Source organism: Hoyosella sp. YIM 151337, from assembly GCF_026041215.1.
Lineage (GTDB): Bacteria > Actinomycetota > Actinomycetes > Mycobacteriales > Mycobacteriaceae > Hoyosella.
The window spans coordinates 220,563-246,109 of the sequence record NZ_JAPEIQ010000011.1; the positions used below are offsets into that span (position 1 = coordinate 220,563).

A 25,547-nucleotide genomic window follows, 5' to 3' on the forward strand; every position below is an offset into this window, starting at 1 on the left:
CGCTCGTAGTTGCGGATCGATCGCTGGCACGGAACTGGGCCGACGATGCGGTGCGGCTCATTGAGGCCGACGCTCAGCGCAGCGCAGATACGCATCTCTTGCGCTACCCACTGCCGGAGTCGTGGCCCGGTTCACGCTCCCGCATTCAGGTGTACCTCAAAGACGAGTCAACGCATATCACGGGCAGCCTGAAGCATCGGCTGGCTCGGTCGTTGTTCCTTTACGGCCTCTGTAATGGCTGGATCGGCGAGAACACGACCGTCATCGAGGCGTCCTCAGGTTCGACGGCGGTATCGGAGGCGTACTTCGCGAGGCTGCTTGGTCTTGAGTTCGTTGCGGTCATGCCCGCGAGCACAAGTCCCGCGAAGATCGCGCTGATCGAAGCCCACGGTGGGCGCTGCCACCTCGTGGCGGACTCCTCGGCGATCTACACCGAAGCGCAGCGGCTTGCGGATGAAACCGGCGGACATTACCTGGACCAGTTCACCAACGCTGAGCGGGCGACTGACTGGCGGGGCAATAACAACATCGCCGAATCGATCTTTACGCAGCTCAAACATGAAGAGCATCCGATTCCAGTCTGGGTCGTCGCAGGTGCGGGCACGGGCGGGACCAGCGCAACAATCGGCCGGTACATCCGCTACCGCCGTCACCACACCCGGCTGTGCGTCGTCGACCCCGAGAACTCTGTGTTTTTCGATGCCTGGCGCAGCAGCGACGCATCACTCGTCGCGACGGGCGGGTCACGCATTGAAGGTATCGGCCGACCGCGGGTAGAGCCGTCGTTCATAGCGGATGTTGTCGACCGGATGGTTAAAGTGCCTGACGCCGCGTCGATTGCGGCGGCGCGACACGCAAGTCGTCAGCTTGGCCGTCGCGTTGGCGGTTCGACGGGGACTAATCTGTGGGGCGTGTTCAGCGTTGTCGCCGAAATGGTGGCGCAAGGACGCAGCGGCAGTGTGGTGACGTTGCTGTGTGACGCCGGTGATAGGTATTCCGGCACATACTTCGATGACGCGTGGGTGGCCCGCGAAGGGCTGGATCTGACGGGACCCGCGCAGGTGCTCGCCGAGTTCACGGAGACGGGACGGTTCCCGCATGGGTGACGCGGTCAGCTTCGCCGGCGTTGTGCGCGAATATCGGGTCGGCGGGCAGATGGTCCGGGCGCTCGACGGTGTCGACCTCACTCTCGCTGGTGGGCAATTCGTATCCGTTGTCGGGCCATCGGGTGCGGGCAAGAGCACGCTGCTGCACCTCATGGGCGGGTTAGATCAGCCGACATCCGGGACGGTGAACGTTGGAGGGGCTGATATCGGCGCGCTATCCGACGAAAAGCTCGCGGAATTCCGCCGCCATCGCATCGGGTTTATCTTTCAGTTTTTCAACCTGCTGCCGACGCTGTCCGCCTGGGAAAACGTCGCGGTGCCGCGTCTGCTCGACGGGCGGACACTCGCCTCTGCCCGGGCTGACGCCACAGCCCTGCTCGAACGGGTGGGCCTCGGGGAGCGTGTCAATCACAAACCGGCGGAGCTGTCTGGTGGACAGATGCAGCGGGTCGCCATTGCTCGCGCACTGATAAACGACCCGCCACTGATTCTCGCCGACGAGCCGACTGGAAATCTTGATTCGAAAACCGGCAAAGGCGTACTTACCCTCCTTGCTGAGATCGCGCACAGCAGTAGTGACCGTCTTGTTGTGATGGTCACCCACGACCGCAGCGCCGCCGCCATCACGGACCGGGTCATCACGATCCGTGACGGTCGGCTTGACGGCGATTCGCGCAACGGAACCCTTTAACCGTGGGGCGCGCGACGAGCAGGGCGGTGCTCGGCCGGTGGTGGCTGCTGCATCTGCGGGAGCTCCTGGCCCGCCCGGTACGTTCGGCGATCTCGATCGGCGTGATCGCGGTGTCGTCTGCATTGCTGGTCGCGGTGCTCTCTGTTTACGGCTCGCTGACTGGGTCCGTCGAGCGGCTGTCCCAAGCTGTGGCGGGTGACGCGGCTCTCGAAGTGACCGCTATTGCTGACACTGGTTTCGACGAACGGGTCTATCCGAGTGTGCGGCGGGTGCCCGGGGTGGAGGCGGCAGCACCACTGCTGTGGACGCAGGTCGCGCGCGGCGAGGGCCAGACCTTGGTGTTCGGTGCCGATCGGGCCTCGAGTGAGCTTGGCAGCGATCTTTCCGGGTCGATCGGCGCGGATCTCACGCAACTGTCGCAACAGCTGCTCTCTGGCGGGGTGATCGCGGGGCCAGGCGCGAATCTGCAAGCTGGCGACATTCTGGAGCTGCCGGGCGGGGCTGCGGAGGTGGTCCACGTTGCCGAGGCGCCGTCCGCACGTGCCATCAACGGCGGCAACTTCGTGGTCACCGCCTTGCCGGTAGCGCAGCGTCTGACCGAACGCCAGGGCACCCTCGACTCGATTTTCGTCATACCTGGCAGTGGGGTGGACATCGCCGAACTCCAGCAGCGCATCGCAGCGGCGGTCGACGGGCGGGCGCTGGTCGCTGCTCCCGAGTTCCGGGCGGCGCAGGCGGGCAGTTCGATCGCTTTGACCCGCGATTCGACACTATTGGTCGCAATGATCGGTCTCGTGGTCGCGGGCTTTCTGGTGTTCAATTCGATGAACATGACGGTCGCGCAGCGCCGTCCCGCTATCGCCACGCTCCGCGCGCTCGGTGCCCGCCGTGCCGTGATTGTGCGTGGCTTGGTGGGGGAAGCGGCGGTAATCGGTGCGATCGGTGGTGTTGCGGGAATTCCGCTGGGTGCTGTGATGGGCGAGCTCGCGGTCGGGCGGGTGCCGCCAGTGCTTGTGCAGTCGTTCACCGGCGAGGTCGCCTTCGCGGTCCAGTGGTACGCGCCAGTCGTCGCGTTGTTGCTGTGCGTCGGTGCGAGCGTCGTTGCATCCGCTGTCGCGGCTCGTCAGGTGTTCTCCGTGGCGCCGGTGGAAGCGTTGCAGCCTGCGGACGTGGTGACAGCCGAAATCCACTCGGACTCGCTCGCCCTCCCCGCGCTGGCCGCAGGAGCAGCGACGATGGCGCTGTCAGTGTGGATGGCCTTCAGTTTCGACGATCGGCGTGCGCTGATCGCGGGCGGTCTGTTCGCCGTCGGCATCCTGGGTGTGTGCTACGGCTTGGTGCGCGCAATCAGTACCGCGACGTCGCATGTGGCCGGAGCATGTGGCCCTGCGGGGCGCCTCGGAGCGGAGTCGGCTGCCCGGGCGCCAAGGCGAGTATGGGCCACCGCAATGACAGTGATGATCGCAGTGGCAGTCGCGGTTTCGACCACCGGATCGATGCGAAACCTCGTCGACTCCGCGGGGGATCTGGTGGCGTCGCTTGCCGAGGCCGACTTCTATGTGACGACGGCGCCGGTCGATAACGTTCCGGCCGGGCCTGTCGTTCCACCGAGTGTCACAGCAGACCTTGGGCAGCTTCCAGGGCTGGCTCGCGTGACACCAGGACAGTGGGCGTACGCGAACCTGGAGGCACCGGGAGGGGCGCCGCTGAAAGTGATGGTCCTCGGCGCGAGCGAAGGTTCGACAGCACCCGCGCTTGCTGCGATGACGCCTGAGCTCAGAGAGCGTGTCCTGAGCGGCGAGGGGGTGGCACTGTCGCGACAGCTCGCTCGTGCGCTTGAGCTGGAGGTAGGGGACGTGATTGACGTCGCGACCCCCAGCGGACTCCAGCGCCCCGAAGTCGTGGGTGTCGTTGACTATCTCGCTGTGGGTGCTGGGATGTTCGCAATGGATCTTCCCCGCATGCAACAGTGGTACAAGCGTGACGGGGCGACGTTTCTCGAAGTCGCAATCGCTGCTGATGCGGACGTTGCAGCGGTAACTGACGCTGCGCAAGCCGTGCTGCCAGTGGGCGTGCATCTACAGTCAGGCGAGGAATCGTTTCGATCGGCGCGACAGGCGACTGAGCAGGCTGGGGCTCTTGCCGTGGGAGTGCAGTGGATCGTTGCCTTGGTCGCCGCGGTCGCTCTGCTAAATACGCTGATGCTCTCCGTGCTCGACCGGCGGCGCGAACTGGGCGTGCTGCGCGCGATGGGGGCGAGCCGCACGTTCATGTCGCGCACCGTGCTGTACGAGGCGTTGGGTGTGGGTGTCGTTGGGGGCGTGATGGGCCTTATCGCGGGCACCGCGCTGCACTACATTGCCACAGTTGCGCTCTCAGCGACCACAGCTGTACATATTTCCTTCGCGATCGTGCCCTCGACAGGGTTGTATGCGGGTGCTGCGCTGCTCCTTGCCCTGGCGGGCGCCCTGGTGCCGGCGTGGCGGGCGGGTCGCATGGACATCATCAGCGCGGTGAGCGCGGATTAGCGCACACCGTGTCACGATAGACACATGCTTTTCATCGCAAGTTTGGTGATCAACTCATTCGCCATCTGGCTCGCAGCAGAGTGGATCACTGGAATCTCGCTGCGCCTCCCCGGGGACTCAGTCGGCGCGGACGCGCTTGTCATCGTGCTGATCGGTCTCGTTTTCACACTGGTCAACCTCATCGTCAAGCCTGTCGTGAAGCTGCTGTCTCTGCCGTTGGTGATCATCACCCTCGGCCTGTTCTTACTGGTAATCAACGCCCTGATGCTGCTGCTTACCGAATGGCTCACGAGTTACTTCGACTACGGCATCGATATAGCAGGCTTCTGGGCAGCGTTCTGGGGTGGTCTGCTGATTGCCATTGTGAACTTCGTGCTCGGAATGATCGTGCCGGGGAAGCGTTAGCTGTAACCCCCGTGCTTCCGGACGGTGCTTCGCGTGCTATGTCCTAATTGGCTGCGCGCGATATGCTTCGTTCGTGCGGTAATAATCCCGGGCCTGCTGGGAGTCCCTCCGACCCGTGATCGTGCTCTCTTATCGGCTGCGCAAGCGAGTGGATCATCAGAGGAGGAGCGGTGGCTAACAAGCGCTGGACAACTGCGGTGGTGGCGATATTCGGAATCGCAGTGGCAAGCTGTGGTACCAACGGCACAACTCAAGAAGAGGCTGAGCTTACTGAGGCGCAATTAGACGCCTGCCAGGCCCTCATCGACCTCGGGATGTGGGAACCACCCGAGGAGGACGAACCCGCTGAAGCGGATCTCGTGCATTTCCGGTCGTTCTTCGAGCGCATCCAGGCGGGTGCGGAGGAGGAGTCACCTGAAGTCGCCGACGCTGCCGCATCGACAATTGCTGTGGTCAACGAGGTGATCGAGACTAGCAACTACGAGTTACTTGACGGTCCAGAAATCGGCGCGGGCATGGGGCAGGTTGGTTTGCTCGGCCGCGACGTCTGCGGCTACGACGAGATTGATTTGGGCGCCGAAGACACGCCTGAAGACGGGGAAGCGCCTGCGCGGTATGAGTTCACTGGAGTGCCAGACACGCTCGAGCCGGGCCGCTACAGCATCCAGCTCGAAAACGACCAGGAGAATTTTCACCTGGTGATCGTTGCAAAGGTTCCCGGCGACTACGAAGGCACAGTCGATGACTTTGCCCAGCTCGAAGAGGAAGCAGCGATTGAAACTGTGGAGTGGTACGCCGCCGGCGCGTTCGCGGAACCAGACGAGACCGCGTATCTCACGGTGGATCTCTCCGAGCCAGGGCGGTACTTCATTCTCTGCCCGGTGACGAGTGAGGACGAGGAGATTCCGCACCACGCGCTAGGCATGATCGAGGAAGTCACTGTCGGCTAGGTGCCAGATGCGTGACGTTCTGTAATTCAGGCACCAGGGAAGTCAGCGGGGAGTGGAGCGAAGTCTTCCTTGACTCTCGGTCCCGGTGGCAGCCCTCGCAGGATCTCGCTGATCCATACCAATGCAGGCGGGTGTCCGACGACGGCGTTCGTGATGTGTTCCGGTATTGGCGAGGTATAGAAACGCAAGTCCGCGCCGTTGTCCCAGTACTTTTGGACGGTCGGCAAGACAGTGGACTGCGGAACGAGTTCATCCCATACCGAGTGCCACCAGAAAACGGGACTGTCCGGAATGTGCTGGCCGAGGCTGTTCGCCCGAAGAACGTCAAGAACGGCTGGGGTAGCGGCGAGCGACTTTCCCGGCTGGAAGTACTCGTCGATCGGCCGGTACACACCGGTAAGGGCTGCTGTATACACGCAGCGGCTCTGCAGATCGGCTACGATCTGCTGGCCCTCGACAGTCAGAAGTTCGCTGGCGGCGAACGCATCCGGATAATGGTGCGAAAGGGCAGCGAACCCCAGCCACATCGTGAAGTTGGCGGTGCCAGTTAGTCCGGGCTGCGCCGTCGTGGCGAATTCGGCCAATGCCACGAGATCACCGGGAGTGCCCCCGATGGCGGTGCCATTCAAATGTACATCCGGTGCGTAGCTCTGCCGGAGTTCCGCGGCGCGGATCGATCCAGAGCCGCCACCGGAGTAGCCGTACAAAGCTATTGCTGAGTCCGACAGTCCTAACGTGGTGTCATTCTTTACCGCACGTAGGCTGTCGAGGACCATTTTTCCCTCGTCATATGTGTTAAATGTGTTGAACTTTCCGCCGAAGTCAGGAACGTTGATGGCGAAGCCCTGCGCTAGCCAACCGGCTAACAGCGGCATTTCCTTCATCGTGCCAACCTGGAGCGTATGCGAGGGGTTGCAGGACGAATCGGTCGAATCGATGGCTTCCTGAAACGACACAACTGGCCGAGGACTGCCGGTCCACGGAATGCCGGGAACGATAACCGACGTGGCGGTCACGATCGGATTGCCGTGCACGTCGGTGGAGCGAAACAACAGTTGTCGGGTGTGGACAGGAAACGGCACACCGAGTATCCGGGTTTGTACGTCCCGTGTTCGCACGATGTGGCCTGGAGCTAGTTCTGCCATATTCGGCGGGTCGGCGTACCACGGATCTTTGTCCGGGACCGGAATAGGGAGCACGTCGTAGAGCTCTGGTTCGGAGGGGAGCTGTGGCAGCTGATTCTGGCTGGGCGGGAATGTCGGAGGGAACTCCGGGTCGGCAGCGGCTACCCCGCCACCTGCCGCCACACCGATGACGGTGAGCAGGGCCGCCGTCCGTGTTGCACAGCGCCGACTCGTACGGATCATTTCGGGGTGTCTCCTATCTGTTTCCGAGTCCACCCTTCGGCGCCTCGCGTGGTGTGGATCGTTAGTGCGGGGGTTAGCGATCGGCAAAGAAATCGGTGACAGGGTCCGCTTCTCACGCATTTGGGATTTCGGCCGCGAGCGCAGACATCGCCCGACGATCGATCTTCCCGGTGGTGGTCCGCGGTATCTCGTCCACGAACACGACGTCGCGGGGAACCTTGAATCGCGCGAGTTCAGAGCGAATGTAATCGCGGACAGCGCGAGCATCCAGGTCTGGATTGGACCGGACAATCACTGCCGTCAAGCGTTGTCCGAACTCCTCGTCGGGCACCCCCGTGACGGCTGCCTCCGCGATTTCGGGATGCGCATATAGAGCGGCCTCCACTTCGCCCGGGAAGACGTTCTCTCCGCCGGAGACGATCATGTCGTCGTCGCGTCCATCCACGAACAGCAGTCCCTGTGAATTCCAATGCCCGACATCGCCGGTCGACATCAGGCCGTGAGCAACGCTCTTACTCCCGCCCGAGGAGTACCCCTGGAACGATATCGAGTTACCGACGTGGATGGTGCCTCTCTGTCCAGGTCTGTTAACGATCGTGCCGTCCACATCGATCAGTGCCACCGTGATGCCGAGCGGTGGCCGACCGACAGTTCCTGGCGCCGCGACCCAATCCTGGGGCGTAGCAATGGAGGCGGTGCCCGTCTCCGTGCACCCGTAGTAGTTGTAAACGACGGGTCCGAATTGAGCTATGGCACAGTCTCCGAGGCTTGGCGCTAGGGCAGCTCCGGCTGTGAATATGACTGAGACACTGTCGGTGCGTCGGCGGTTGATGTCGGGGCAGTCGAGCATGCGTCGAAGCATCGTGGGAACCAGCACGACTGCGTCACATCGGTAGGACTCTATTTGTTCTAAGGCAAGCGCGGCATTGAAGCGCCCGTGAAGAACGATCGTGCAGCCGAGATTCACGGCGATAATGAATTGGGACAGCGCAGTGCCGTGAAAAAGTGGTGCACACAGCAGCACAGTCTGCGCGCTGCGAAGCGGGACGCGGTCGAGGAACTGCGCGGAGGCGAAGGTGGATTCGACCGTGCGAGGGGCTCCTTTGGGAGTCCCTGTCGTCCCTCCTGTGAGGAGAACGAATTGGCCCTGTCTCGACGGACGGGAAACGGGGGCGTCGCTGTCCTCGACATCTCGCGACGGGGGTACCGCAATACTCAGCCTGGTGATATCCGGCGGAAGCGCGGCGACCATGTCGGTGAACTCGTCGTCGGATACCACCGCTGATACGTGTTCACGAGCCGCCACATCAACAAACTGCCTAGAGCTGAATCCAGTGTTCATGAGTACCAGCCCGGATCCGACTTTCGCGGCGGCGACCATCGTTTCCACAAGTTCTCGGTGATCTCTGCACATCACCGCGATCACCGACGTTTCATCGAGGCCGAGGGCGCGCCATCGGTGCGCGATCCTGTTGGTGAGAAGATCAAGCTGCCTATTGGTGAGAGTGCCTTCCCTGTCAACCAGTGCGATTCGATCACCATGCCACCGGGCACCGGTCGTGATTCCACTCGCGATTGGGCCGAGAGTCTTGATCGCGATAGATTTTTGCCGCACCCGCAGCGGACGTTTGAGGTCGATGATTCCACTACGCTGCATCACGGCAATCTGTTGTGCTCGCAGGCGGGCTGAGCTGACGAACGTGCGCATTGAGACCAAAGTGTGTACTCCCTCATGCCTGCCGATATCAGTTGCGGGAACCGCCTCCTGTGCAACTGATCACACCTCAGCCCGGTTCGTTCGGGCAATGACGAATCGACAAACCTGCGAAGTCGTGGTTGTGCACATCGCCAACGGCTGCGAGTGTGCAGTGATGGAGGCGAATGCGATGGCAGTGCCGAACTTGACACTGCGTACACGGCTGAAAGCCGCAATTGATTGGTATGCAAGCCAAGGCGGGCCTGCCTACAGGCGCGTGCCGAGCGAGTTGGTCGTAAGTGACTTCTTCGACGGGATCGCATACAACGCCGACGCGCTGGTCACATTCCTCGAAACTGGGAAGCTTCCGACGGCACACGACCTGCGTGCCATCACCGACCTGGCAATGACCCGTCTAGCCAGCGGTGCCACGCTCGGCGAAGTCACCGGTGCCTACCAGGAAGTGTCCGCTGCTTTGTGGCGTCGCGTAGTGGCTGACTCGAGTCCTTCCGATCGCGCCGCCCTGGCGGATTTGATACCGCGGGTAGCCGAGTACATTTTCCAGGTCGTGTCCCTCATTGCCACCGAGGCTGCGCACCGATCCGGTGACCCGCTGTCAGATGTGCGCGAGCGGAACCGCGCCGCTGCCGATGAACTTCTGCGCTCGGGAGAAGCCACGGGGTTGTTCGACGTCGGTCCGGGCGCGAACTACACGATTGCAGTGTTTCAGATCGCGGGCTCCTCAACGGCGGGATCGGCCCTGGGGGACTTGAAGGCTCGGATTGAGGCCTTCGCACATACGTATGTGCGCCTCGATTTGAACGGGTGGGTAGTCGTGCACTGGTTCTGGGGGGACGTCGCCGCCGCGGTAGCTCGCTTCCGTGGGAAGCTCGAACATGCGCGTGCGCACACATCTGTTCAGTGCTGGGCCGGCATTGCCTCGTCCACAACTGCCTACGGCGTTCCCGGAGCTTACCGTAGGGCAGCCGGTCTTGCGGCTACCGCGCAGAAGCTCCGGCGAGCGGATTTCGTGGTCGATCTAGGGCAAGTGGCGATCGAGTACCTCAGTGCAACAGCCGGACCGGACATTCCTGCACTGGTGGAGATCGTGGAGCCGCTCTCTCACTCCGATCCAGTTTTCGGGGAAACACTGCGCGTCTTCTTCGATAAGAACTGCAACCAACTTGCAACCGCCAGGGCAATGCACGTCCATCGAAACTCAGTCACTTACCGATTGGCGAAAGTTCACACCCTGACTGGCCTGAATCCACTGAACTTCGCCGAAGCAGCATCGTTACATGCTGCCTTGATCGCGTTGCGAATGGTGCAGGAGTAGCCGACCCTGCACGTTGTTGCTGAAATGCACAACTCGCCGACTATGAAATCGTATAGCCCGGCGCTGCCTCGCACCCTCCTGCTCTTACACGCTACGTTCGGTGTATGGCCATTGCGGATGAGTGTGACGCTGTTGTCGTCGGGTCGGGGCCGAACGGCCTCGCAGCAGCCGTGATCCTCGGCCGTGCGGGACTGCGCGTGAAGGTGCTCGAGGCGCAAGCCACTATTGGAGGTGGATCGCGCACTCTCGATCTCGGCATGGTGCCGGGGATGCGGCACGATGTGTGTGCCGCGGTCCACCCGCTCGCCGTGGGGTCACCGTTTTTCGCTGAATTTGACTTGCCCGCACGGGGAGTGAAGCTGCTGCAACCGGGCGCGGCCTATGCGCAGCCACTCGAGGGACGGCCCGCGGCAGTTGCCTACCGCAGCCTCGACCGGACCGCTCGCGAGCTTGAGTCCGACGGTGCGGCGTGGCGGTCCTTCTTCGCCCCGCTCGTTGAGAACCACGATGCGGTCGTGGCGGCCGCGCTTGGTGATAAGCGCAGTATTCCCCGCGACGTCCTGAGTCTGGCGGGCATCCGGTTCGGGCTGCGCGTAGCGGAGCAAGGCGGACCAGCGTGGAACCGCCGATTCTCAGGGGAGGCGGCCCCTGCCCTTCTCACTGGGGTGGCTGCCCACACCATCACGCCGATGCCGTCGCTCGCCTCGGCAGGCACCGCAGTCCTGCTAGGAACCCTCGCGCACAGCGCGGGATGGCCAATACCTGAAGGTGGCAGTCAAGCGATCGTCGACGCGTTGGTCGCCGATCTCGCCCGCCACGGGGGCACGATCGTTACCGACTGTCCCATCACCTCGGCTGACCAGCTCCCGAAGGCGAACACGTACCTTTTCGACACCACGCCTGCCGCGATCGGGCGGATCTACGGGCGCCAGTTGCCCCTCCGGTACCGGCGCCTCGCACGTCACTTCCGCTTCGGTAATGCCGCGTCGAAAGTTGAGTTCGTGCTCTCCGCTCCGGTGCCGTGGGCAGACCCGCGCGTGAGCGCCGCCGGGACGGTCCACGTCGGCGGCACGCGGGAAGAAATGGCGCTCGCGGAACACGCTATTGCGGAAGGCCACCACGCGAAACGCCCCATGACGCTGCTTTGTCAGCCCGCAACGATCGACCCGACACGCGTCGGCCCAGGGGGTGAACTCCCGTTGTGGACCTACGCGCACGTTCCGTCCGGCTCAACCGTCGATGTCACCGACGCGATCACGGCACAGATCGAACGGTTCGCACCGGGCTTCCGGGACGTGATCGTCACGTCGAAATGCACGACCGCTGCAGAAATGTCGCGGCACAACGAGAATTATGTTGGCGGCGATATCGCGGCCGGAGCGGTCAGCATGTACCGGATGGTGGCCCGGCCTGCGCTCAGTATGAACCCGTACCGCGTGCCGATTCCGGGTGTGTACCTGTGCTCGGCATCGACGCCTCCTGGCCCTGGTGTTCACGGCATGTGCGGCTATTTTGCAGCGAAGCGCGTTCTCCGTGAGCGATTTGGGATTCGGCAACTACCGAAACTCGCGCCAACGTGACGTGAAGCCGCTCAACTCTCTGCGGGCAGGATCCGCATCCCGGCGACCGCATTGACCACCACGGTCGTCACGAGGAAGGCAATCGACCACGCTGGTGAGAGGGTCAGCCACAACGCGTATGCGGCAGTACCGAAGACGAGGACCTTCACCAGCAGCCGCGCCGGTGGGTGATCGAAATAGGGGCGCTCCGCAGCGAAGAGGAACCACGCGGTCCCGGCGACAGCAACAGCGGCGAGCGTGAGGCCCGCGGCACCTGGGTAGCCTGCCAGGTCTGCGCCGAAGGACCAGGCCAGTGCGCCAATCGCGACGAGCGCAACTAGTTCGAGAAGAAGCAGCACGGCGAGAAGCGCGCCGACAGCAGCGGTGAGCAGCATAGTCCGTTCCTTCAGGTGAGGTTCAGGCCGACTGCGGCGAGAATGGACCAGGCCAGCATGGCCAGGCCCGTATCTCGGAGGACAGGGATGAGGGCAAGCCCCGACTTCCCCGTGCGTACGGGCATGTGGGCCCGAACCGCTATGGGTGCCGTGACGAGCGCGAGCAGGGCCCCGGCCCCGTCGAATGCCAGGGCCAGCGTGAGTGCGTATGGCACGGCCAGCAACGCTAAATGCAGCGTGCGTGTGCGTGTATCACCAAGCCGAACAGCGAGGGTGATCTTGCCGGAATCTGCATCGCTTTCTCTGTCGCGCAGGTTGTTAGCCACAAGCACCGCGCTCGAGAAACAGCCGACACTGATCGCCAGGAGCAAGCCGGCCCACGTCACCGTGTCCGCTTGCACGAACTGCGTGCCGAGCACCGCGACCAGACCGAAGAACACGAAAACCGCGACCTCGCCGAAACCCAGGTACCCGTAGGGCTTACGGCCGCCCGTGTAGTACCACGCGCCGGCGACACACGCCGCGCCGACAAGGAGTAGCCACCACGCGGACGTGAGCGCCAAAACCACACCCGCCGCGCCCGCGACTGCGAAAGCGGCAAACGCTGCGTTTTTGACCGCCGCGGGCGTAGCTGCCCCGGAGCCTACGAGCCGCATCGGGCCGACACGTTCATCATCAGTACCGCGGACACCGTCCGAGTAATCGTTGGCGTAGTTCACCGCGACGATCAGCGCGAGCGACACCACGAGGGCGAGGAGGGCCTTCCACCACACGAACGAACCAATCGCGGCGGCAGCCCCGGTGCCTGCAATAACGGGAGCTACCGCGTTCGGCAGTGTGCGCGGGCGCGCCCCCTCGATCCACTCTGCTGTCGTCGCCATGCGCTCATCTTCTCAGTTCCCCAGCGACATACGCAGCGCGGCACGGTCCACTTTTCCGGAAGGCAGCAGTGGCAGCGCGTCGACGATGAACAATTCTCGTGGCGCAGCTGCGCGCCCAAGCTGGTCAGCGACGGTTTCACGCACATCGGCAAGGGAGAGCGAACCCGGTTCGGCTGTGACGAGTGCCGCAGCGACACGCTCACCGAGCCGGGCATCGGGCAGTCCGAAGACGGCACATTCGCGCACGCCCGGAAGGGCAGCGAGAACAGCCTCCACGACTTGCGGCACGACTGTGAGCCCGCCGCTCGAGATCGCTTCGTCGAGGCGGCCGCGCACAGTCAGGACACCGTCGGCAACCGATCCGGCGTCGTCCGTGCGGAACCAGCCAGCTTCCGCGAAGGCGGGGTGATCCGGGAAATTCCGGTAACCGCTCGCGAGCATGGGTCCCCCCAGGATCACCCGGCCATCGTCGATGCGGACGCGTGCCCCGTCCAGCGGTACGCCGTCGTAGACGCAGCCCCCGCACGTCTCGCTCATCCCGTACGTTCTGGTGATCCGCACCCCAAGTGAATTGGCCCGCTCACGCACGGCTTCGGGCAAAGCCGCACCGCCAATGAGTACTGCACGGTAGGCGAGCAGCGCCTCGGCGCTGGCCTCGTTCTCGAGCGTCTTGCCGAGTTGACCAGGAACCAGCGACGTGTAGAGGGGCGCATCGGCGCGCGCCGCATGTGCGGTCACTGCGGCGAAAACTTGTGGTTCGAAACCAGCGGTTACGTCGATGACCGCGGGCGTTGTGCCCGCAACCAGGCTGCGCAGCAGCACTTGCAAGCCGGCAATGTGATGGGCGGGCAGCGCGAGCACCCACTTTCCCGGGCCGCCGATTCGCTGGTACGTCGCCGCGATGCTCGCGTGCAGGGCTGCTGCCGAGAGCATCGCACCTTTCGGCACACCCGTCGTCCCAGAGGTCGCGACGACGAGGCTGGCGGTCGGGTGGATAGCCTCGCCGGGCCGCAGTGTGTCCGTGAGCCGCTGCGCCTCGTGGCGGTCGTGGGCGGGAACGGGCAGCCAGGACGCTTCACCGTTCAGCGCTTTCTCGAGCTGCGGCAAAACTTCAAGAACCGCCTTTCCTGCTGGTACTGGCAGTGGGGCGAGGACAGTCACGTCAACGATGCTCCCATGCCGCCGGGAAATCGATACAGTGGCGGCGTGGACGAGACCGTTGCGGCAGCACTCAGCGCGCTGGATGCCGAGGATCCGGCCGTCGCTGCTGACGCTGTTCACGCCTGGGAAAAACTCTGCGAAATCTCCCCGCCGGAGGGCCCCACGCAGGCGAGCGTTCAGCACCTGTGCTGGGCGGCGCTGCGCGACGAGCATGAGGATGATCCGGATCGCGCTTGGGCCCAATGTTGCGCGCTGGCGGAACTGCTCCGGCGCCTTGGCCGCGCGCGCTACGCGGCGATCGCGCGCAGTGAAACCACCCGCCGTCTGATCTTCACCACGGACCCGGACGAATGGTCTGAGGCGTATCGCACGTCGCTCGAAGCGTCCGGCGTGGAGCCACCAGATACCGATGAAGTGACGTGGCAGCACATGTGCACGTCGGACGAGCTCGCAATCGTTGAACAGATCGCCTCCACGCTGGAGGTTGCCGCGGTGGCGGGGGAGTTCGGCACCGGGGAGCGCAAGAGTGAGACTGCTGCCCGCCGCGCACAGCTGACGCACGCGGTGCTGACGACGGAGCGGAAGGGGCAGTCGCTCCTTGAGGCCGTCCTCGACTGCCGCATTGACCTGTGGTCAAGCCTGTCGGAAACACGTGCGGCGATGTATGAGGGGCTGCTAGACGGACTGCACTCCGCCGCGGTGGTGCCGCATCGGGTTGCGCGGCGGGTACACCGATTTCTCGCGCAGCTCGGCGACGGCACCGTCGTCCTTCCGGATGGCGCGCTGCCCAGGGAGTTCAACCAGGTAATCGAGGACTCGGAACCGGACACGCCAGTTGGCGAACCATGGTGGAGCGAGCCGCACACCTCCACTGGCGAGCAAGTCATCGAGCTGTGGAAGCTGTTACAGCGCATGCGGATTGTGCGGCGGGTGCGGGGCCGGCTGGTGCCTGCCGCGCGGGTCAGGGATGCGGGCGCCGACGAAGCACTGCGCATTCTTCTGCGCGATTGGCTGGGCTCTGGGTACACGGCGGAGACGATCGCCGCGGAGGCGCTCCTCGCAGTCATTGCCCGCGGGCAAGGGATGACGTTCGATCCGGCTGGACCGGTGACACACGACGACGACGTCGACCCGACGATTCTCGCCGCGACCATACTCGCTGATGAAGGATGGACTACCGACGGCGATGACATCGAACCGTACTCGGTCGCGCCGCTCGTCGAGCGGGCGATCGGTGACTTGCGGGTTCTCGGTGTCGTCACCAAACCGGGGCTCGCTCCCGGCGCGCTCACTGATGATGTTGTGACCTTCTCACTCGGCGTACTCAGGCAGCGGCTGCTGCACGCGCGATTCCCGATTCACACGCGTTTTCGCCAGTGGTGACTCTTCTGGGTCAGGTGAATTGCTCGATGAGCCGCAGCAGCATCGTCAGCATGTCCGCGAGCGGCATACTCGAAATACGTTCCCGGACGCGGTCCGTCACCCCGTGCAAGATGAGTTCTTCCGGGCCAGTTTCGATACCAGTCAACTGCAACCCGTGGGGCAAGTCAGGCACGGTGATGACAAAAGGTTTCATCCGGTGCGCCACGGGGAGGCTGCGTTGCCAGATCTGCACGCCCGTGGGATCGAGGTAGATCACCGAGTCGCCCGCACTGGCCCGCAACTCGATGTGTCCGAGCATCGGTGCCCGCGCCCAGCTGGCGCGAATCTTTCCGTCCTTCGTGATGTCTACGTGGACATCGGGCGCGACCTGTTTAACCCAGTGCCGCACCTCGGTGCTCGTGACGGTGATGCGCACGGTGACCAAGCCGACCACCAGGTACGGCGCGGGCAGTGACCGAAGACGAGTGTCGGTGAGCGTGACTTCCACACGCTGCAACGTTGTTCGTTCCCACCGCACATGGTTCGCTACGAACTTGATGGTGGCGATCTGCCCGGTGGCGAGCCCGAGAGTGCGGAAGTCACTGTTGATTTCCACGGGTGTCAGTGACACGTCAGTGTCGCCGGTGCGTATGGTGATGCGCCGTCCCAGCAGCCGTTCGGACGCGACGCGCAGAATGAGCTGCACCAAACCCGCGGGGCTTGTCGGAACGGCTGGGCGCAGCGACTTACCCAGTGCCAGCAGCCGGTCGACCTCCCGCCAGGGAAGCCACTCACCGAACAGCCGCTGGTTACTCACCGACTAAGTATGCGCGGGCCGGACATCGCGGCGCAGCGGGTGGTCTGGAGGGATCTCCACGAAGACAATCGGTATGCCGTCCGGGTCTTCCACCCACATTTCTACGAGGCCCCACGGCTCCTTGCGTGGTTCGCGCACAATCTCAACGCCCTGCGCACGCAGTTCTTGCTCAGCGGCCGTGACCTCGCGCACCTGGAGCCACAGGGCTCCGGTGAAACTCTTGTGTGGCGAGGTTGTGCCGTGGGCTGCGATTTCGATCAACCCTTGCCCGGCCCACAGGACGGTTCCGCCGGGATACTCCCGGTAGATAGGAAGGGTGAGCGCATCCCGGTAAAACCGCACCGTGGTGTCATAGTCCGTCGGCCGGAGGATCGTCCGGCTGCTGATCACCTGCATCGCCGCTCGCTTCCGCTGCTAGTAGTACCAGGGATAACCCGACCAGTCAGGTTTGCGCTTCTCGAGGAACGAGTCACGCCCCTCCACGGCCTCGTCAGTCATGTATGCGAGGCGTGTGGTTTCGCCCGCGAAGATCTGCTGACCCACCAGGCCGTCGTCGATGGCGTTGAAGGCGTATTTCAGCATCCGTATGGCTTGCGGTGATTTACCGAGAATCTCCTCGCCCCATTCGATGGCGGTGTTCTCAAGGTCGGCGTGGTCGACGACCGCGTTGACGGCACCCATGTGGTGCATCTCCTCCGCGGTGTAGGGACGGCCGAGAAAGAAGATTTCGCGCGCGAACTTCTGGCCGACCTGCCGGGCCAGGTACGCGGAGCCATAGCCAGCATCGAAGCTGCCAACGTCAGCATCAGTCTGTTTGAAGCGGGCGTGCTCGCGGCTGGCGAGGGTGAGGTCGCAGACGGCGTGCAGGCTGTGCCCACCGCCCGCGGCCCAGCCGTTCACCAGGCAAATGACCACCTTCGGCATGAACCGGATGAGCCGTTGCACTTCGAGAATGTGCAAGCGGCCCGCGCGCGCCGGGTCGACAGTGTCGGCGGTATCGCCGGACGCGTACTGATATCCGCTGCGTCCGCGAATACGCTGGTCACCGCCAGAGCAGAAGGCCCAGCCGCCATCTTTGGGGCTTGGTCCGTTGCCGGTAAGAAGGACTACGCCCGCATCGGATGTCATGCGGGCATGTTCGAGCGTCCGGTACAACTCATCGACCGTGTGCGGGCGGAATGCGTTACGAACCTCAGGGCGGTCGAAAGCGATCCGCAGAATGCCGTTCCTGCGCCCGTCTTTGACATGCCGGTGGTAGGTGATGTCGGTGAGGTCCTCGAAGCCGGGGACCGGTTCCCAGAGTTCAGGATTGAAAGGGGCGGGGGAGACGGCGTCGGAAGTCACGACCTGAGCATATCCACGCCCCAGCCCCGGTGCGATCGCCGGCCGAAATGCGCGATTCTGCAGACAGGGTGTTACTTACCTGCCTAGTCTGTGGGCACGATGCCAAGATCACACCTGGTGTTCCTGCCTTCCGTCGGAGGTATAGATGACGCTTCTGATCCGCGCTAGTTCACTCGCATTCACGACTGTCCTCGGGGCCAGCGCTGTTGTGCTGGGGGCCAGCGGCGCCGCAGCCGCCGCGACGCCAGAATGTTCGTCCGGCATTTGCACCGTGACATTCGATTCCGCTGGCACCGAAGATTTCGAGGTGCCGGACGGGGTCACCGTCATCAATGTCACGGCGGTTGGCGCTCGTGGCGGCCAGGGTGGTGGCACAGCGGGTGGTATCGGCGGTGACCCGGGCCGAGGCGCACTCGTCAACGGCATCATCGGTGTGACTGAAGGCGAAGTGCTCACCGTCACCGTGGGTGCGGTTGGCGCGAGCGGAAACGCCGATCGCGCGGGCGGTGCCGGCATTGGAAGTGGCGGCGATGGCGGTTCGCTCCGCGGCGGCGGCGGCGGTGGCGCTTCCGGAGTGATCCAGAGCGGCCTGCGCGTCGTCGTCGCCGGTGGCGGCGGCGGTGGTGGCGGCTTGACCTCGCTCGGTCCGCCCGGGGCTGGCGGTGACGGCGGTCAAGATGGAGCTCCATCTGGCACAGCGTCCGAAGGTGGCGGTGGGGCAACCGGTACCGTTCCTGGTACGGGCGGAGCGGGCAATAACGGCAGCGGAGCTGCGGGCGAGTCGAACGGAACCGGCGGCACCGGGGCAAACGCTCAGGCCGGCGCTGCAAACGGTGGCGGCGGTGGCGGCGGTGGTCTCGTCGGCGGGGGCGGCGGCGGGTCCGCCACGTTCGCGGCAGGTGCCGGTGGCGGCGGCGGATCGTCGACCGGCCCAGCGGTGCCAGCGGACGAACCAGCCCGGGTGACACTGACGTACGTGGATCCAGACTTCGTCCCGATCACTCCTGGGCCAGACTTCGGCTCCATCGTTGACATGTTCTCGTGACACTGGCCTGATGTCCGGAGGGAAGTACAGCTAGCCGCGGGGCAGCAGGCGTACTGTCGGGTGCATGGCGTATGTCATCACCCAGGCCTGTTGCAACGATGCGTCGTGTGTCCCGGTGTGCCCCGTCAATTGCATCCACCCCACACCAGAAGAGCCTCAATTCGCCACCACCGAGATGCTCTACATCGAGCCTGACGTGTGCATCGACTGCGGTGCGTGTCTTGACGAATGCCCCGTGAGCGCGATTTTTCCCGACGATGCGCTGCCCACTCAGCTCGGCCGCTACGCGGAGATCAATGAGCAGTACTACCGCAAGTACCCGATCGATCCATCGCTGCCGCCGTACGTGCCAGAAAAGCCGCTGCGCAGCGATCTCGGCACGCTGCGGGTGGCGATCGTGGGCTCTGGGCCGGCTGCTATGTATGCCGCGCGTGACCTTCTTACCCATTCCAACGTCGAGGTCGAAGTTTTCGATCGGCTGCCGACACCGTTTGGGCTCGTTCGCGCTGGCGTTGCACCTGACCACCCGGGAACCAAAGAAGTCGCGGACATGTTCCGCTGGACTTTAGGGAAGCCGGCGTTCCGGTTCCACCTGAATGTCGAGATCGGCAACCACCTGGGCCACGACGACCTGCTCGCCCATCACCATGCGGTGGTCTACGCCGTCGGTGCCGCTACCGATCGGCACTTGAACATTCCCGGTGAAGAACTGCCCGGCAGCCACGCCGCAACCGAATTCGTCGCCTGGTACAACGGCCATCCTGATTACGCGGATCGTACGTTCGATCTGTCGGCGGAACGCGTGGTCATCGTCGGTAACGGCAATGTTGCGCTCGATGTCGCTCGCATCCTCACGCTCGATCCGGAACTGCTCGCCCAAACAGACATTGCCGATCACGCGTTGCAGGCGCTGCGCAAGAGCAACGTTCGGGAAGTCATCTTGCTTGGCCGCCGCGGACCCGCGCAGGCCGCCTACACCGTCCCTGAGTTCCTCGCGCTCGGTAGTCTGCCTGGTGTTGACGTGGTCATCGACCCTGCAGAAGCGGCGCTCGACGAGTTGAGTGAGCAGGACGTCGCGGCGTCTGCACAACCCATGGCGGCCTACAAGGCGAAGCTTGCACAGGAGTTCGCTGCCGCATCCGCGCAACGGCAGCCTGACCCCGAGCGGCGCCGCATCGTGTTTCGCTATCTGTTGTCCCCCCAGGAAATTCTCGGACCTGACCGTGTCACCGGAGTGCGTGCGGTGCGCAATGAACTCGTCGCAGGTGAACGCGGGTTGCAGGCGCGCGCTATTGATGCGGTAGAGGATTTCGAAACGACGCTTGTCTTGCGCTCGGTGGGCTACCGGGGCACGCCGATCCCAGGCGTGCCGTTCGATGAGAACCGGGGTGTGCTCCCGAACGAGGGTGGACGCGTGCTCGATGCGCCCGGTGGGAAGCCGTTGCCCGGGGTTTACGCCGCAGGGTGGATAAAACGGGGGCCGACCGGTGTTATTGGCACGAACAAAACTGATGCGGGCGAGACAGTGCAGCACATCGTGGATGACTTCAACAGTGAGAAATTGTTGCGGCCCGTCGGTACTCGGGACGACCTTGCGAACCTTGTCCGTGACCGACAGCCGGGCGCGGTCGATCTGCGCGGCTGGAAGGCGATCGACGAGCACGAAACCGCCGCTGGCAAGAAGGCAGGCAGGCCAAGGGTTAAACTCATCGACGTCGCGGACATGCTCGAGGTGAGCAGAAAGCGGGGCCTGTTTCGGTGACCACACGCCCCGGTGGTCCTGGCGGCGCGTTGCCCGGGCTCTCTGCTTTACCTCCACTGCCCGATGTGCTTGCGGCCACCTGGGTTGTCACCGTCCCGCTGCGTGTTCGCTTCCGCGGCATCATGGCCAGAGAAGCGATGCTCATCCGCGGGCCTGCCGGCTGGAGCGAGTTCGCACCCTTCCCTGAGTATGACGATCGGGAGGCCGCCACGTGGCTGATGGCCGCGATCGATGCAGCCTGGAACGGGCTGCCGCCCGCACGCCGTGACGTGGTTCCCGTTAACGCGACAGTGCCTGCGGTACCTGCGGCACGAGTTGGTGAAGTGCTCGCCCGATACGAGGACACACACACCGCGAAGGTCAAAGTGGGCGAGGCAGGCCAGACCCTCTCCGACGACGTGGCACGTGTTAATGCGGTGCGAGAGCGCATCCCGAACGTCCGTGTGGACGCCAATGGCGCGTGGACGGTCACGGAAGCGGAAGCGGCGATTACCGCGCTGACCCGCGATGGCCAGCTGGAGTACGCAGAGCAACCGTGCCGCACAGTCGCGGAACTGGCGGAACTGCGCCGCCGACTCGACGGCCGTGTCCGGATCGCGGCAGACGAAAGCATTCGCCGCGCTACTGATCCTTTTCTGGTTGTCGAGGCGGGGGCGGCAGACGTTGCAGTCGTCAAAGTCGCCCCGCTCGGTGGCCCACGGCGAGTCCTGCACATCGCACATGAGCTGGAAGCGGCTGGGATTCCCGTGGTGGTGTCGAGCGCGCTCGACACGGCCGTCGGCATCGCGTGCGGCGTGAGCGTGGCGGCCGCGCTGCCACGGCTTGATTTCGCTTGCGGGCTCGCGACGTCGCGATTGCTCGCCGACGATGTCGGATCGCCGAGTGAGTGGTCGGCGGGTGGCCTTCGTGTGCATGCGCCGGTGGTCGATACCGAGGCTGCACATCGCCTCTCCGCGCCGGATGCGCGGCGCCAGTGGTGGCGAGCCCGCCTTGCGCGCTGCTATCAGGTGCTCGCGAGTGTCACTCCGGAACCACTGGGCGAGCGACCTGGCGGGTGAGCGGGGTGACCCCCCACTCGGTGCGCCCGAAACGGCTGAGTGGGGCCAGTGCTTTCGTCGCGGGCAGCCCGTCCTCGTCGAGCAAGCTGCTGTTCGCGGTCATGAAAACTACGCGCCCGAGCACCAGATGCGAGTCACCGACGCTGATCACGCGTTCTAGAACGCACTCGAAGCTCATCGGCGCGGCTTTTGCCCGCAGTGGCTGCACCCGCACGCTCGGGGCCGACACCACACTCATTGCATCGAATTCGCTCACACTCGGCCCGAACGCGGCTGAACTGCCGTTCACCTGATCAAGCAGTGGCTCCGAAGTGAGGTTGACGACGAACTCACCCGTCTCCTCGATGTTGGTGAGAGTGTCTTTCCTGCCGACGGACGTGAACTGAACGACCGGCGGATCGACGCTTGCGATAGTGAAGAAACTATACGGAGCCAGGTTGTCAACGCCGCCTGCGGACCTGGTGGACACCCAGGCGATCGGCCGCGGAACGACACTCGACGTAAGCAGTTGGTAGACACGATCGTGGTCCATTAACGCCGGATCGAAGTGGGTTCGCACGACTGCTATGGTCGCACCCGGCGCGGTCGACTTCCTATTCGGACAGCAGTGTCGGCGCATTCCCGCGCGGAATCTGACACTCTGGTCTGGTGAACCCGTCCACTGCTCAGGCCCGCGCGGTCGTCGACGAAATGATCCGCGGCGGCGTCCGCGATGTTGTTCTGTGCCCGGGCTCTCGAAATGCACCGCTAGCCTTTGCCCTGCACGCAGCGGAAACCGCGGGCCGACTGCGGCTGCACGTCCGGATCGACGAGCGCACCGCAGGATTCCTCGCGATCGGCCTGGCGCTCGGTGGAAAGCAGCCGGTGCCGGTGGTCATGACTTCCGGGACTGCTGTGGCGAATCTCACTCCCGCAGTGTATGAGGCGAACTATGCGCGGGTGCCGCTGATCGTGCTGAGTGCGAACCGGCCATACGAAATGCTGGGCACCGGCGCCAACCAGACGGTCGAGCAACTCGGGATGTTCGGTGCCCAGGTGCGGGCAGCCATAAGCTTAGGCATCGCGGAAGCGGACCGTGACCAGAACAGTCAGTGGCGCTCAGCTGTGTGCCGCGTACTTGCAGCGGCTCGCGGTGATCGCACGGGCAACGCGGGCCCAGTCCAGTTTGACCTGCCGCTGCGTGAACCACTCGTGCCCGGCGACGATGTCACTGACGAGCCGCCGGGACGGCCCGATGGTGCACCATGGACGGAGACGCCCCACACGCTTTTCGATATTCCGCTCCCGATCGACCTGTCCCGCGACACGATCGTCGTCTCCGGGCACGGTTCGGGCAACCACCCCGAACTCGCAGGTCTCCCAACCGTGGCCGAGCCAACAGCACCCCTGCACGGCTTCCCGGTGCACCCCTACGCGCTGGCTGAGCTGCGGCCGCAGCAGGCGATTATCACCGGCCGGCCCACGCTGCACCGGTCGGTTTCTGCGGTCCTCGCGGATCCACGCGTCACTGTGTATGCGTTGACAACTGGTCCGCGCTGGCCGGACGTATCGGGGAATCTCACTGCTGCGGGCACGCGCGCGATCGTTTCTGGGACGCCGCGCGCCGAATGGCTGGATAACGCGCGCGTGCTGTCGCGAGCTGCGTTCGATGTGATGGGCCGAGAACTTGCGGCGCACCCCAAGTCGACCGGTTTGCATGTTGCAGCCGAGATCGTCGATGCTGCTCGCCCCGGTGACCTCCTGATCCTCGGGGCTTCGAATCCTGTTCGTGATGCAGCGCTCGCCGGTACTGTGCCCGCTGGCGTGTCGGTGGTGTCGAATCGTGGCGTTGCGGGTATCGACGGCACTGTGTCGACCGCTATCGGCGCCGCCGCCGCCCACCAGTCTGAAGGTGGGCGAGCGGTAGCCCTGCTCGGCGATCTCACTTTTCTGCACGACAGTTCCGGACTGCTGCTGGGCCCGCAGGAACCGCGGCCGCGAGACCTCACCATCGTGGTGGCGAATGACGATGGCGGCGGGATATTCGAACTGCTTGAACAGGGTGACCCGATGTATGCGGGCGCGTTCGAGCGGATCTTCGGCACACCGCACGGCGTGAACGTCGCCGCCGTATGCCACGCGTACGGCATTCCGTACGTCCAGTCGGACGTGGAGCGTCTCCAGGGTGTTCTCGAGTCCGGCGCCGCCGACGGTGGGGGCCTACGGGTCGTTGAAGTGCGTACAGACCGTTCGGGCCTGCGTGAACTGCATGCGGCAGTCCGTAGCGGAATCGCCGCGAGCGCCCGCAGAATCCGCTGATACTGCCCTGGAGGAGCTTCGGCGGGGCGCGCCTCGGATACGCTCGGTACCGTGAAATTTCGGATGCTCCGGCGCGCGACGATCGCGGTATGCCTCGTCGCGGGCGGCATCTCCCTGCTGGCAATCATTCTGGTAATCGGTTGCTGGCGCAATGACATGATTATCGAAGCAGATATGGGCACCGCGACGGCGGAGGTCCTTTCCGCAGGTGTGCGCCGTTCGGCGATCCTCTTCAGCACCCCCGATGGCGTGCTGCACAACCCGAGGCTCGGTGTTCTCTATCCCACTGACCTCACCGCAGGTCAGCGCATTGCAGTGGAATACGCCCGCAGCGATCCCGATCTGGTTCGGGTCGCAGGCCGCGACGCGCGTGTCGCAGTAGTGCCCGCGCTGTCGGTCATCCTCGTGACATGGGCTGTGGCGGGCCCGCTTCTGGTTCTGATGCGGCGCAAGCTGCGGGAACTTGCAGATCACTCACAGTCACGTGAGTCAATGTAAACGAGAGATTCAGCTACGGTTCTCCGGACTGTCACGCGAACATTCCCGTGGCGACCGCTAGGTGCGCAACTCTCTTGAGTATGCGAGTAGCGATCGTGTCCGAATCTTTCCTGCCGAATGTCAATGGGGTGGTCAACTCCGTCTTGCGTGTGCTGGAACACCTGAAGCGCTGCGGCCACGACGCAATTGTTATCGCGCCCGGTGCGATTGGCAACCAGCGCGACGTCCATGAATATGAAGGCTTTCCGGTATACCACGTGCCAGCGTTGATGGTGCCGATGGTCACCTCGCTTCCGGTAGGGCTCCCGCAGCCATGGATCACTGACGTGATGCGGCGATTCGACCCTGACGTCGTGCATCTCGCGTCGCCGTTTCTGCTCGGCGCTGGCGGACTTGGTGCAGCGCGGCGGCTGCATGTGCCCACGGTCGCGGTCTTCCAGACTGATGTGGCTGGTTTTGCCGAAAGCTATGGCCTGGGGCTGACCGCGCGTGCAGCATGGCGCTGGACGCGGAAACTGCACCGTGGCGCGTCGCGCACACTGGCTCCATCGACAGCATCGGTTGCTGACCTGGAGCGCCACGGCATTCCGCGCGTGCACCGCTGGGGCCGCGGAGTTGACACAGAGCGTTTCACTCCCGGTCGGCGCAGCGGCGAGCTCAGGGAGCGCTGGACACCAGAGGGCAAGCTGATCGTTGGCTTCGTGGGACGCCTTGCGCCGGAGAAACACGTTGAGCGGCTTGCTGTTCTGAATGACAACCCAGATGTTCAGCTCGTGATTGTGGGCGAAGGCCCCGACCGCGCAAAGCTGCGGTCGCTGATGCCGAGCGCGATCTTCACTGGTCAGCTGGGCGGACTGGAACTCGCGGAGGCTTACGCGAGTTTCGACGTCTTCGTGCACACTGGCGAGCATGAAACGTTCTGCCAGGCGGTGCAGGAAGCATTGGCGAGCGGAATTCCAGTAATCGGACCGGATGCGGGCGGCCCAAAGGATCTGATCGCGCACGCACGCACCGGCTTCTTGCTGCCTGTCGCGCATTTCGGGGAGCTACTCCCAGGCGCGGTAGGAGCGTTCGCCCAGCCAGCGGCACGCGCGCAGTTCGGCCGTGCTGCGAGGAAGTCAGTGGCGCGGCGCAGCTGGCCTGCGCTCTGTGACGAGTTGCTCGGGCATTACGCTGCGGTGGCAGCGCTCGACTACGGTGAGCTCGCCGCCTCCGCATGACCGCGGTGACTGTACGAACGTTTCGCACCGGGTAGTTTCGATGCCGTGACGAGTACTGAACCTGCCCC

General features: G+C 64.1%; 22 protein-coding genes and 1 pseudogene. 14 read left to right on the top strand and 9 right to left on the bottom strand.

Going from position 1 to position 25,547, the window contains the following annotated elements; all coding sequences use genetic code 11:
- Positions 1-23: 23 nt before the first annotated feature.
- From ONR57_RS05835 to ONR57_RS05855, 5 genes are all read left to right on the top strand, one after another.
- Positions 24-1,106, top strand: coding sequence for a PLP-dependent cysteine synthase family protein (locus ONR57_RS05835; RefSeq protein WP_265122179.1), 1,083 nt, complete (start codon positions 24-26; stop codon positions 1,104-1,106).
- On the top strand, positions 1,099-1,797 hold the full coding sequence (locus ONR57_RS05840; protein ID WP_265122083.1) for an ABC transporter ATP-binding protein: 699 nt from the start codon (positions 1,099-1,101) through the stop codon (positions 1,795-1,797). The genes ONR57_RS05835 and ONR57_RS05840 overlap by 8 nt, the downstream gene beginning before the upstream one ends.
- A 2-nt stretch (positions 1,798-1,799) precedes the next feature.
- Entirely contained in the window at positions 1,800-4,325 is a 2,526-nt protein-coding gene (locus ONR57_RS05845) for an FtsX-like permease family protein (protein ID WP_265122084.1), read from the top strand.
- A 24-nt stretch (positions 4,326-4,349) separates the two neighbouring features.
- Positions 4,350-4,730 carry a phage holin family protein gene (locus ONR57_RS05850; protein ID WP_265122085.1) on the top strand — a complete coding sequence of 127 codons (381 nt, stop codon included), beginning with the start codon at positions 4,350-4,352 and terminating at the stop codon, positions 4,728-4,730.
- A 170-nt stretch (positions 4,731-4,900) separates the two neighbouring features.
- On the top strand, positions 4,901-5,680 hold the full coding sequence (locus ONR57_RS05855; protein WP_265122087.1) for a hypothetical protein: 780 nt from the start codon (positions 4,901-4,903) through the stop codon (positions 5,678-5,680).
- Positions 5,681-5,706: 26 nt separating this feature from the next.
- Here ONR57_RS05855 and ONR57_RS05860 read toward each other — a convergent pair whose 3' ends face one another.
- A complete protein-coding gene (locus ONR57_RS05860) occupies positions 5,707-7,047 on the bottom strand; it encodes a lipase family protein (RefSeq protein WP_265122088.1) in 1,341 nt (446 codons plus the stop codon).
- A gap of 112 nt (positions 7,048-7,159) precedes the next feature.
- A complete protein-coding gene (locus ONR57_RS05865; RefSeq protein WP_265122089.1) occupies positions 7,160-8,755 on the bottom strand; it encodes an AMP-binding protein in 1,596 nt (531 codons plus the stop codon).
- 97 nt (positions 8,756-8,852) lie between these two features.
- Between ONR57_RS05865 and ONR57_RS05870 the strand changes: the two genes are divergently transcribed.
- Positions 8,853-10,079: a CdaR family transcriptional regulator gene (locus tag ONR57_RS05870; protein ID WP_265122090.1), complete on the top strand. Its 1,227-nt coding sequence runs from the start codon at positions 8,853-8,855 to the stop codon at positions 10,077-10,079.
- A 101-nt stretch (positions 10,080-10,180) separates the two neighbouring features.
- Positions 10,181-11,659: pseudogene (locus tag ONR57_RS05875) on the top strand (phytoene desaturase family protein); the annotation flags it as partial.
- Between the two features lie 11 nt (positions 11,660-11,670).
- Here the strand turns inward: ONR57_RS05875 and ONR57_RS05880 are convergent.
- From ONR57_RS05880 to menE, 3 genes are read right to left on the bottom strand one after another with little or no spacing between them, the layout of a single operon-like run.
- The gene (locus ONR57_RS05880) at positions 11,671-12,033 is read right to left on the bottom strand and encodes a YrdB family protein (protein WP_265122091.1); all 363 of its coding nucleotides are present in this window, start codon (positions 12,031-12,033) and stop codon (positions 11,671-11,673) included.
- An 11-nt stretch (positions 12,034-12,044) separates the two neighbouring features.
- Entirely contained in the window at positions 12,045-12,914 is an 870-nt protein-coding gene (locus tag ONR57_RS05885) for a 1,4-dihydroxy-2-naphthoate polyprenyltransferase (RefSeq protein ID WP_265122092.1), read from the bottom strand.
- Between the two features lie 12 nt (positions 12,915-12,926).
- Positions 12,927-14,075 (bottom strand): o-succinylbenzoate--CoA ligase, encoded by a 1,149-nt coding sequence (gene menE, locus ONR57_RS05890; protein WP_265122093.1) that lies wholly within the window; start codon positions 14,073-14,075, stop codon positions 12,927-12,929.
- Positions 14,076-14,120: 45 nt separating this feature from the next.
- Here menE and ONR57_RS05895 point away from each other — a divergent pair, with 45 nt between their 5' ends.
- Positions 14,121-15,458, top strand: a complete 1,338-nt coding sequence (locus tag ONR57_RS05895) for a hypothetical protein (protein WP_265122095.1) — start codon at positions 14,121-14,123, stop codon at positions 15,456-15,458.
- Between the two features lie 10 nt (positions 15,459-15,468).
- On the opposite strand, the gene ONR57_RS05900 is transcribed toward ONR57_RS05895, so the two are convergent.
- The 3 genes from ONR57_RS05900 to ONR57_RS05910 are packed head-to-tail and all read right to left on the bottom strand — an operon-like array spanning position 15,469 to position 17,598.
- Positions 15,469-16,254 carry an LmeA family phospholipid-binding protein gene (locus ONR57_RS05900; RefSeq protein WP_265122096.1) on the bottom strand — a complete coding sequence of 262 codons (786 nt, stop codon included), beginning with the start codon at positions 16,252-16,254 and terminating at the stop codon, positions 15,469-15,471.
- Between the two features lie 3 nt (positions 16,255-16,257).
- The gene (locus ONR57_RS05905) at positions 16,258-16,650 is read right to left on the bottom strand and encodes a VOC family protein (protein ID WP_265122097.1); all 393 of its coding nucleotides are present in this window, start codon (positions 16,648-16,650) and stop codon (positions 16,258-16,260) included.
- Positions 16,651-16,668: 18 nt separating this feature from the next.
- Entirely contained in the window at positions 16,669-17,598 is a 930-nt protein-coding gene (locus tag ONR57_RS05910; RefSeq protein WP_265122098.1) for a 1,4-dihydroxy-2-naphthoyl-CoA synthase, read from the bottom strand.
- A 145-nt stretch (positions 17,599-17,743) separates the two neighbouring features.
- On the opposite strand from ONR57_RS05910, the gene ONR57_RS05915 reads away from it, so the two are divergent.
- The 3 genes from ONR57_RS05915 to ONR57_RS05925 all read left to right on the top strand — a co-directional run bounded on the left by ONR57_RS05915 (position 17,744) and on the right by ONR57_RS05925 (position 21,463).
- Positions 17,744-18,643 carry a hypothetical protein gene (locus ONR57_RS05915; protein WP_265122099.1) on the top strand — a complete coding sequence of 300 codons (900 nt, stop codon included), beginning with the start codon at positions 17,744-17,746 and terminating at the stop codon, positions 18,641-18,643.
- A 64-nt stretch (positions 18,644-18,707) separates the two neighbouring features.
- Positions 18,708-20,405 (top strand): FAD-dependent oxidoreductase, encoded by a 1,698-nt coding sequence (locus ONR57_RS05920; protein WP_265122100.1) that lies wholly within the window; start codon positions 18,708-18,710, stop codon positions 20,403-20,405.
- Positions 20,402-21,463 carry an o-succinylbenzoate synthase gene (locus ONR57_RS05925; RefSeq protein WP_374116402.1) on the top strand — a complete coding sequence of 354 codons (1,062 nt, stop codon included), beginning with the start codon at positions 20,402-20,404 and terminating at the stop codon, positions 21,461-21,463. Before ONR57_RS05920 ends, ONR57_RS05925 begins: the two co-directional genes overlap by 4 nt.
- Here the strand turns inward: ONR57_RS05925 and ONR57_RS05930 are convergent.
- Positions 21,426-22,022, bottom strand: a complete 597-nt coding sequence (locus ONR57_RS05930) for a flavin reductase family protein (protein WP_265122101.1) — start codon at positions 22,020-22,022, stop codon at positions 21,426-21,428. The genes ONR57_RS05925 and ONR57_RS05930 overlap by 38 nt on opposite strands.
- A gap of 89 nt (positions 22,023-22,111) precedes the next feature.
- Between ONR57_RS05930 and menD the strand changes: the two genes are divergently transcribed.
- From menD to ONR57_RS05945, 3 genes are all read left to right on the top strand, one after another.
- Positions 22,112-23,761, top strand: coding sequence for a 2-succinyl-5-enolpyruvyl-6-hydroxy-3-cyclohexene-1-carboxylic-acid synthase (gene menD, locus ONR57_RS05935; protein ID WP_265122103.1), 1,650 nt, complete (start codon positions 22,112-22,114; stop codon positions 23,759-23,761).
- 63 nt (positions 23,762-23,824) lie between these two features.
- Positions 23,825-24,259, top strand: coding sequence for a DUF3592 domain-containing protein (locus tag ONR57_RS05940; RefSeq protein WP_265122181.1), 435 nt, complete (start codon positions 23,825-23,827; stop codon positions 24,257-24,259).
- An 80-nt stretch (positions 24,260-24,339) separates the two neighbouring features.
- Entirely contained in the window at positions 24,340-25,479 is a 1,140-nt protein-coding gene (locus tag ONR57_RS05945) for a glycosyltransferase family 1 protein (RefSeq protein WP_265122105.1), read from the top strand.
- Positions 25,480-25,547: the final 68 nt, after the last annotated feature.

Coding starts and splice junctions, on each gene's coding strand:
- ONR57_RS05880 (WP_265122091.1), bottom strand. CDS start 12,033: ATGCTGCTCACCGCTGCTGTCGGCGCGCTTCTCGCCGTGCTGCTTCTT.
- ONR57_RS05940 (WP_265122181.1), top strand. CDS start 23,825: ATGCTCCGGCGCGCGACGATCGCGGTATGCCTCGTCGCGGGCGGCATC.
- ONR57_RS05840 (WP_265122083.1), top strand. CDS start 1,099: ATGGGTGACGCGGTCAGCTTCGCCGGCGTTGTGCGCGAATATCGGGTC.
- ONR57_RS05850 (WP_265122085.1), top strand. CDS start 4,350: ATGCTTTTCATCGCAAGTTTGGTGATCAACTCATTCGCCATCTGGCTC.
- ONR57_RS05915 (WP_265122099.1), top strand. CDS start 17,744: ATGACGCTTCTGATCCGCGCTAGTTCACTCGCATTCACGACTGTCCTC.
- ONR57_RS05920 (WP_265122100.1), top strand. CDS start 18,708: ATGGCGTATGTCATCACCCAGGCCTGTTGCAACGATGCGTCGTGTGTC.
- ONR57_RS05870 (WP_265122090.1), top strand. CDS start 8,853: ATGACGAATCGACAAACCTGCGAAGTCGTGGTTGTGCACATCGCCAAC.
- ONR57_RS05865 (WP_265122089.1), bottom strand. CDS start 8,755: ATGCGCACGTTCGTCAGCTCAGCCCGCCTGCGAGCACAACAGATTGCC.
- ONR57_RS05860 (WP_265122088.1), bottom strand. CDS start 7,047: ATGATCCGTACGAGTCGGCGCTGTGCAACACGGACGGCGGCCCTGCTC.
- ONR57_RS05905 (WP_265122097.1), bottom strand. CDS start 16,650: ATGCAGGTGATCAGCAGCCGGACGATCCTCCGGCCGACGGACTATGAC.
- ONR57_RS05885 (WP_265122092.1), bottom strand. CDS start 12,914: ATGGCGACGACAGCAGAGTGGATCGAGGGGGCGCGCCCGCGCACACTG.
- ONR57_RS05945 (WP_265122105.1), top strand. CDS start 24,340: ATGCGAGTAGCGATCGTGTCCGAATCTTTCCTGCCGAATGTCAATGGG.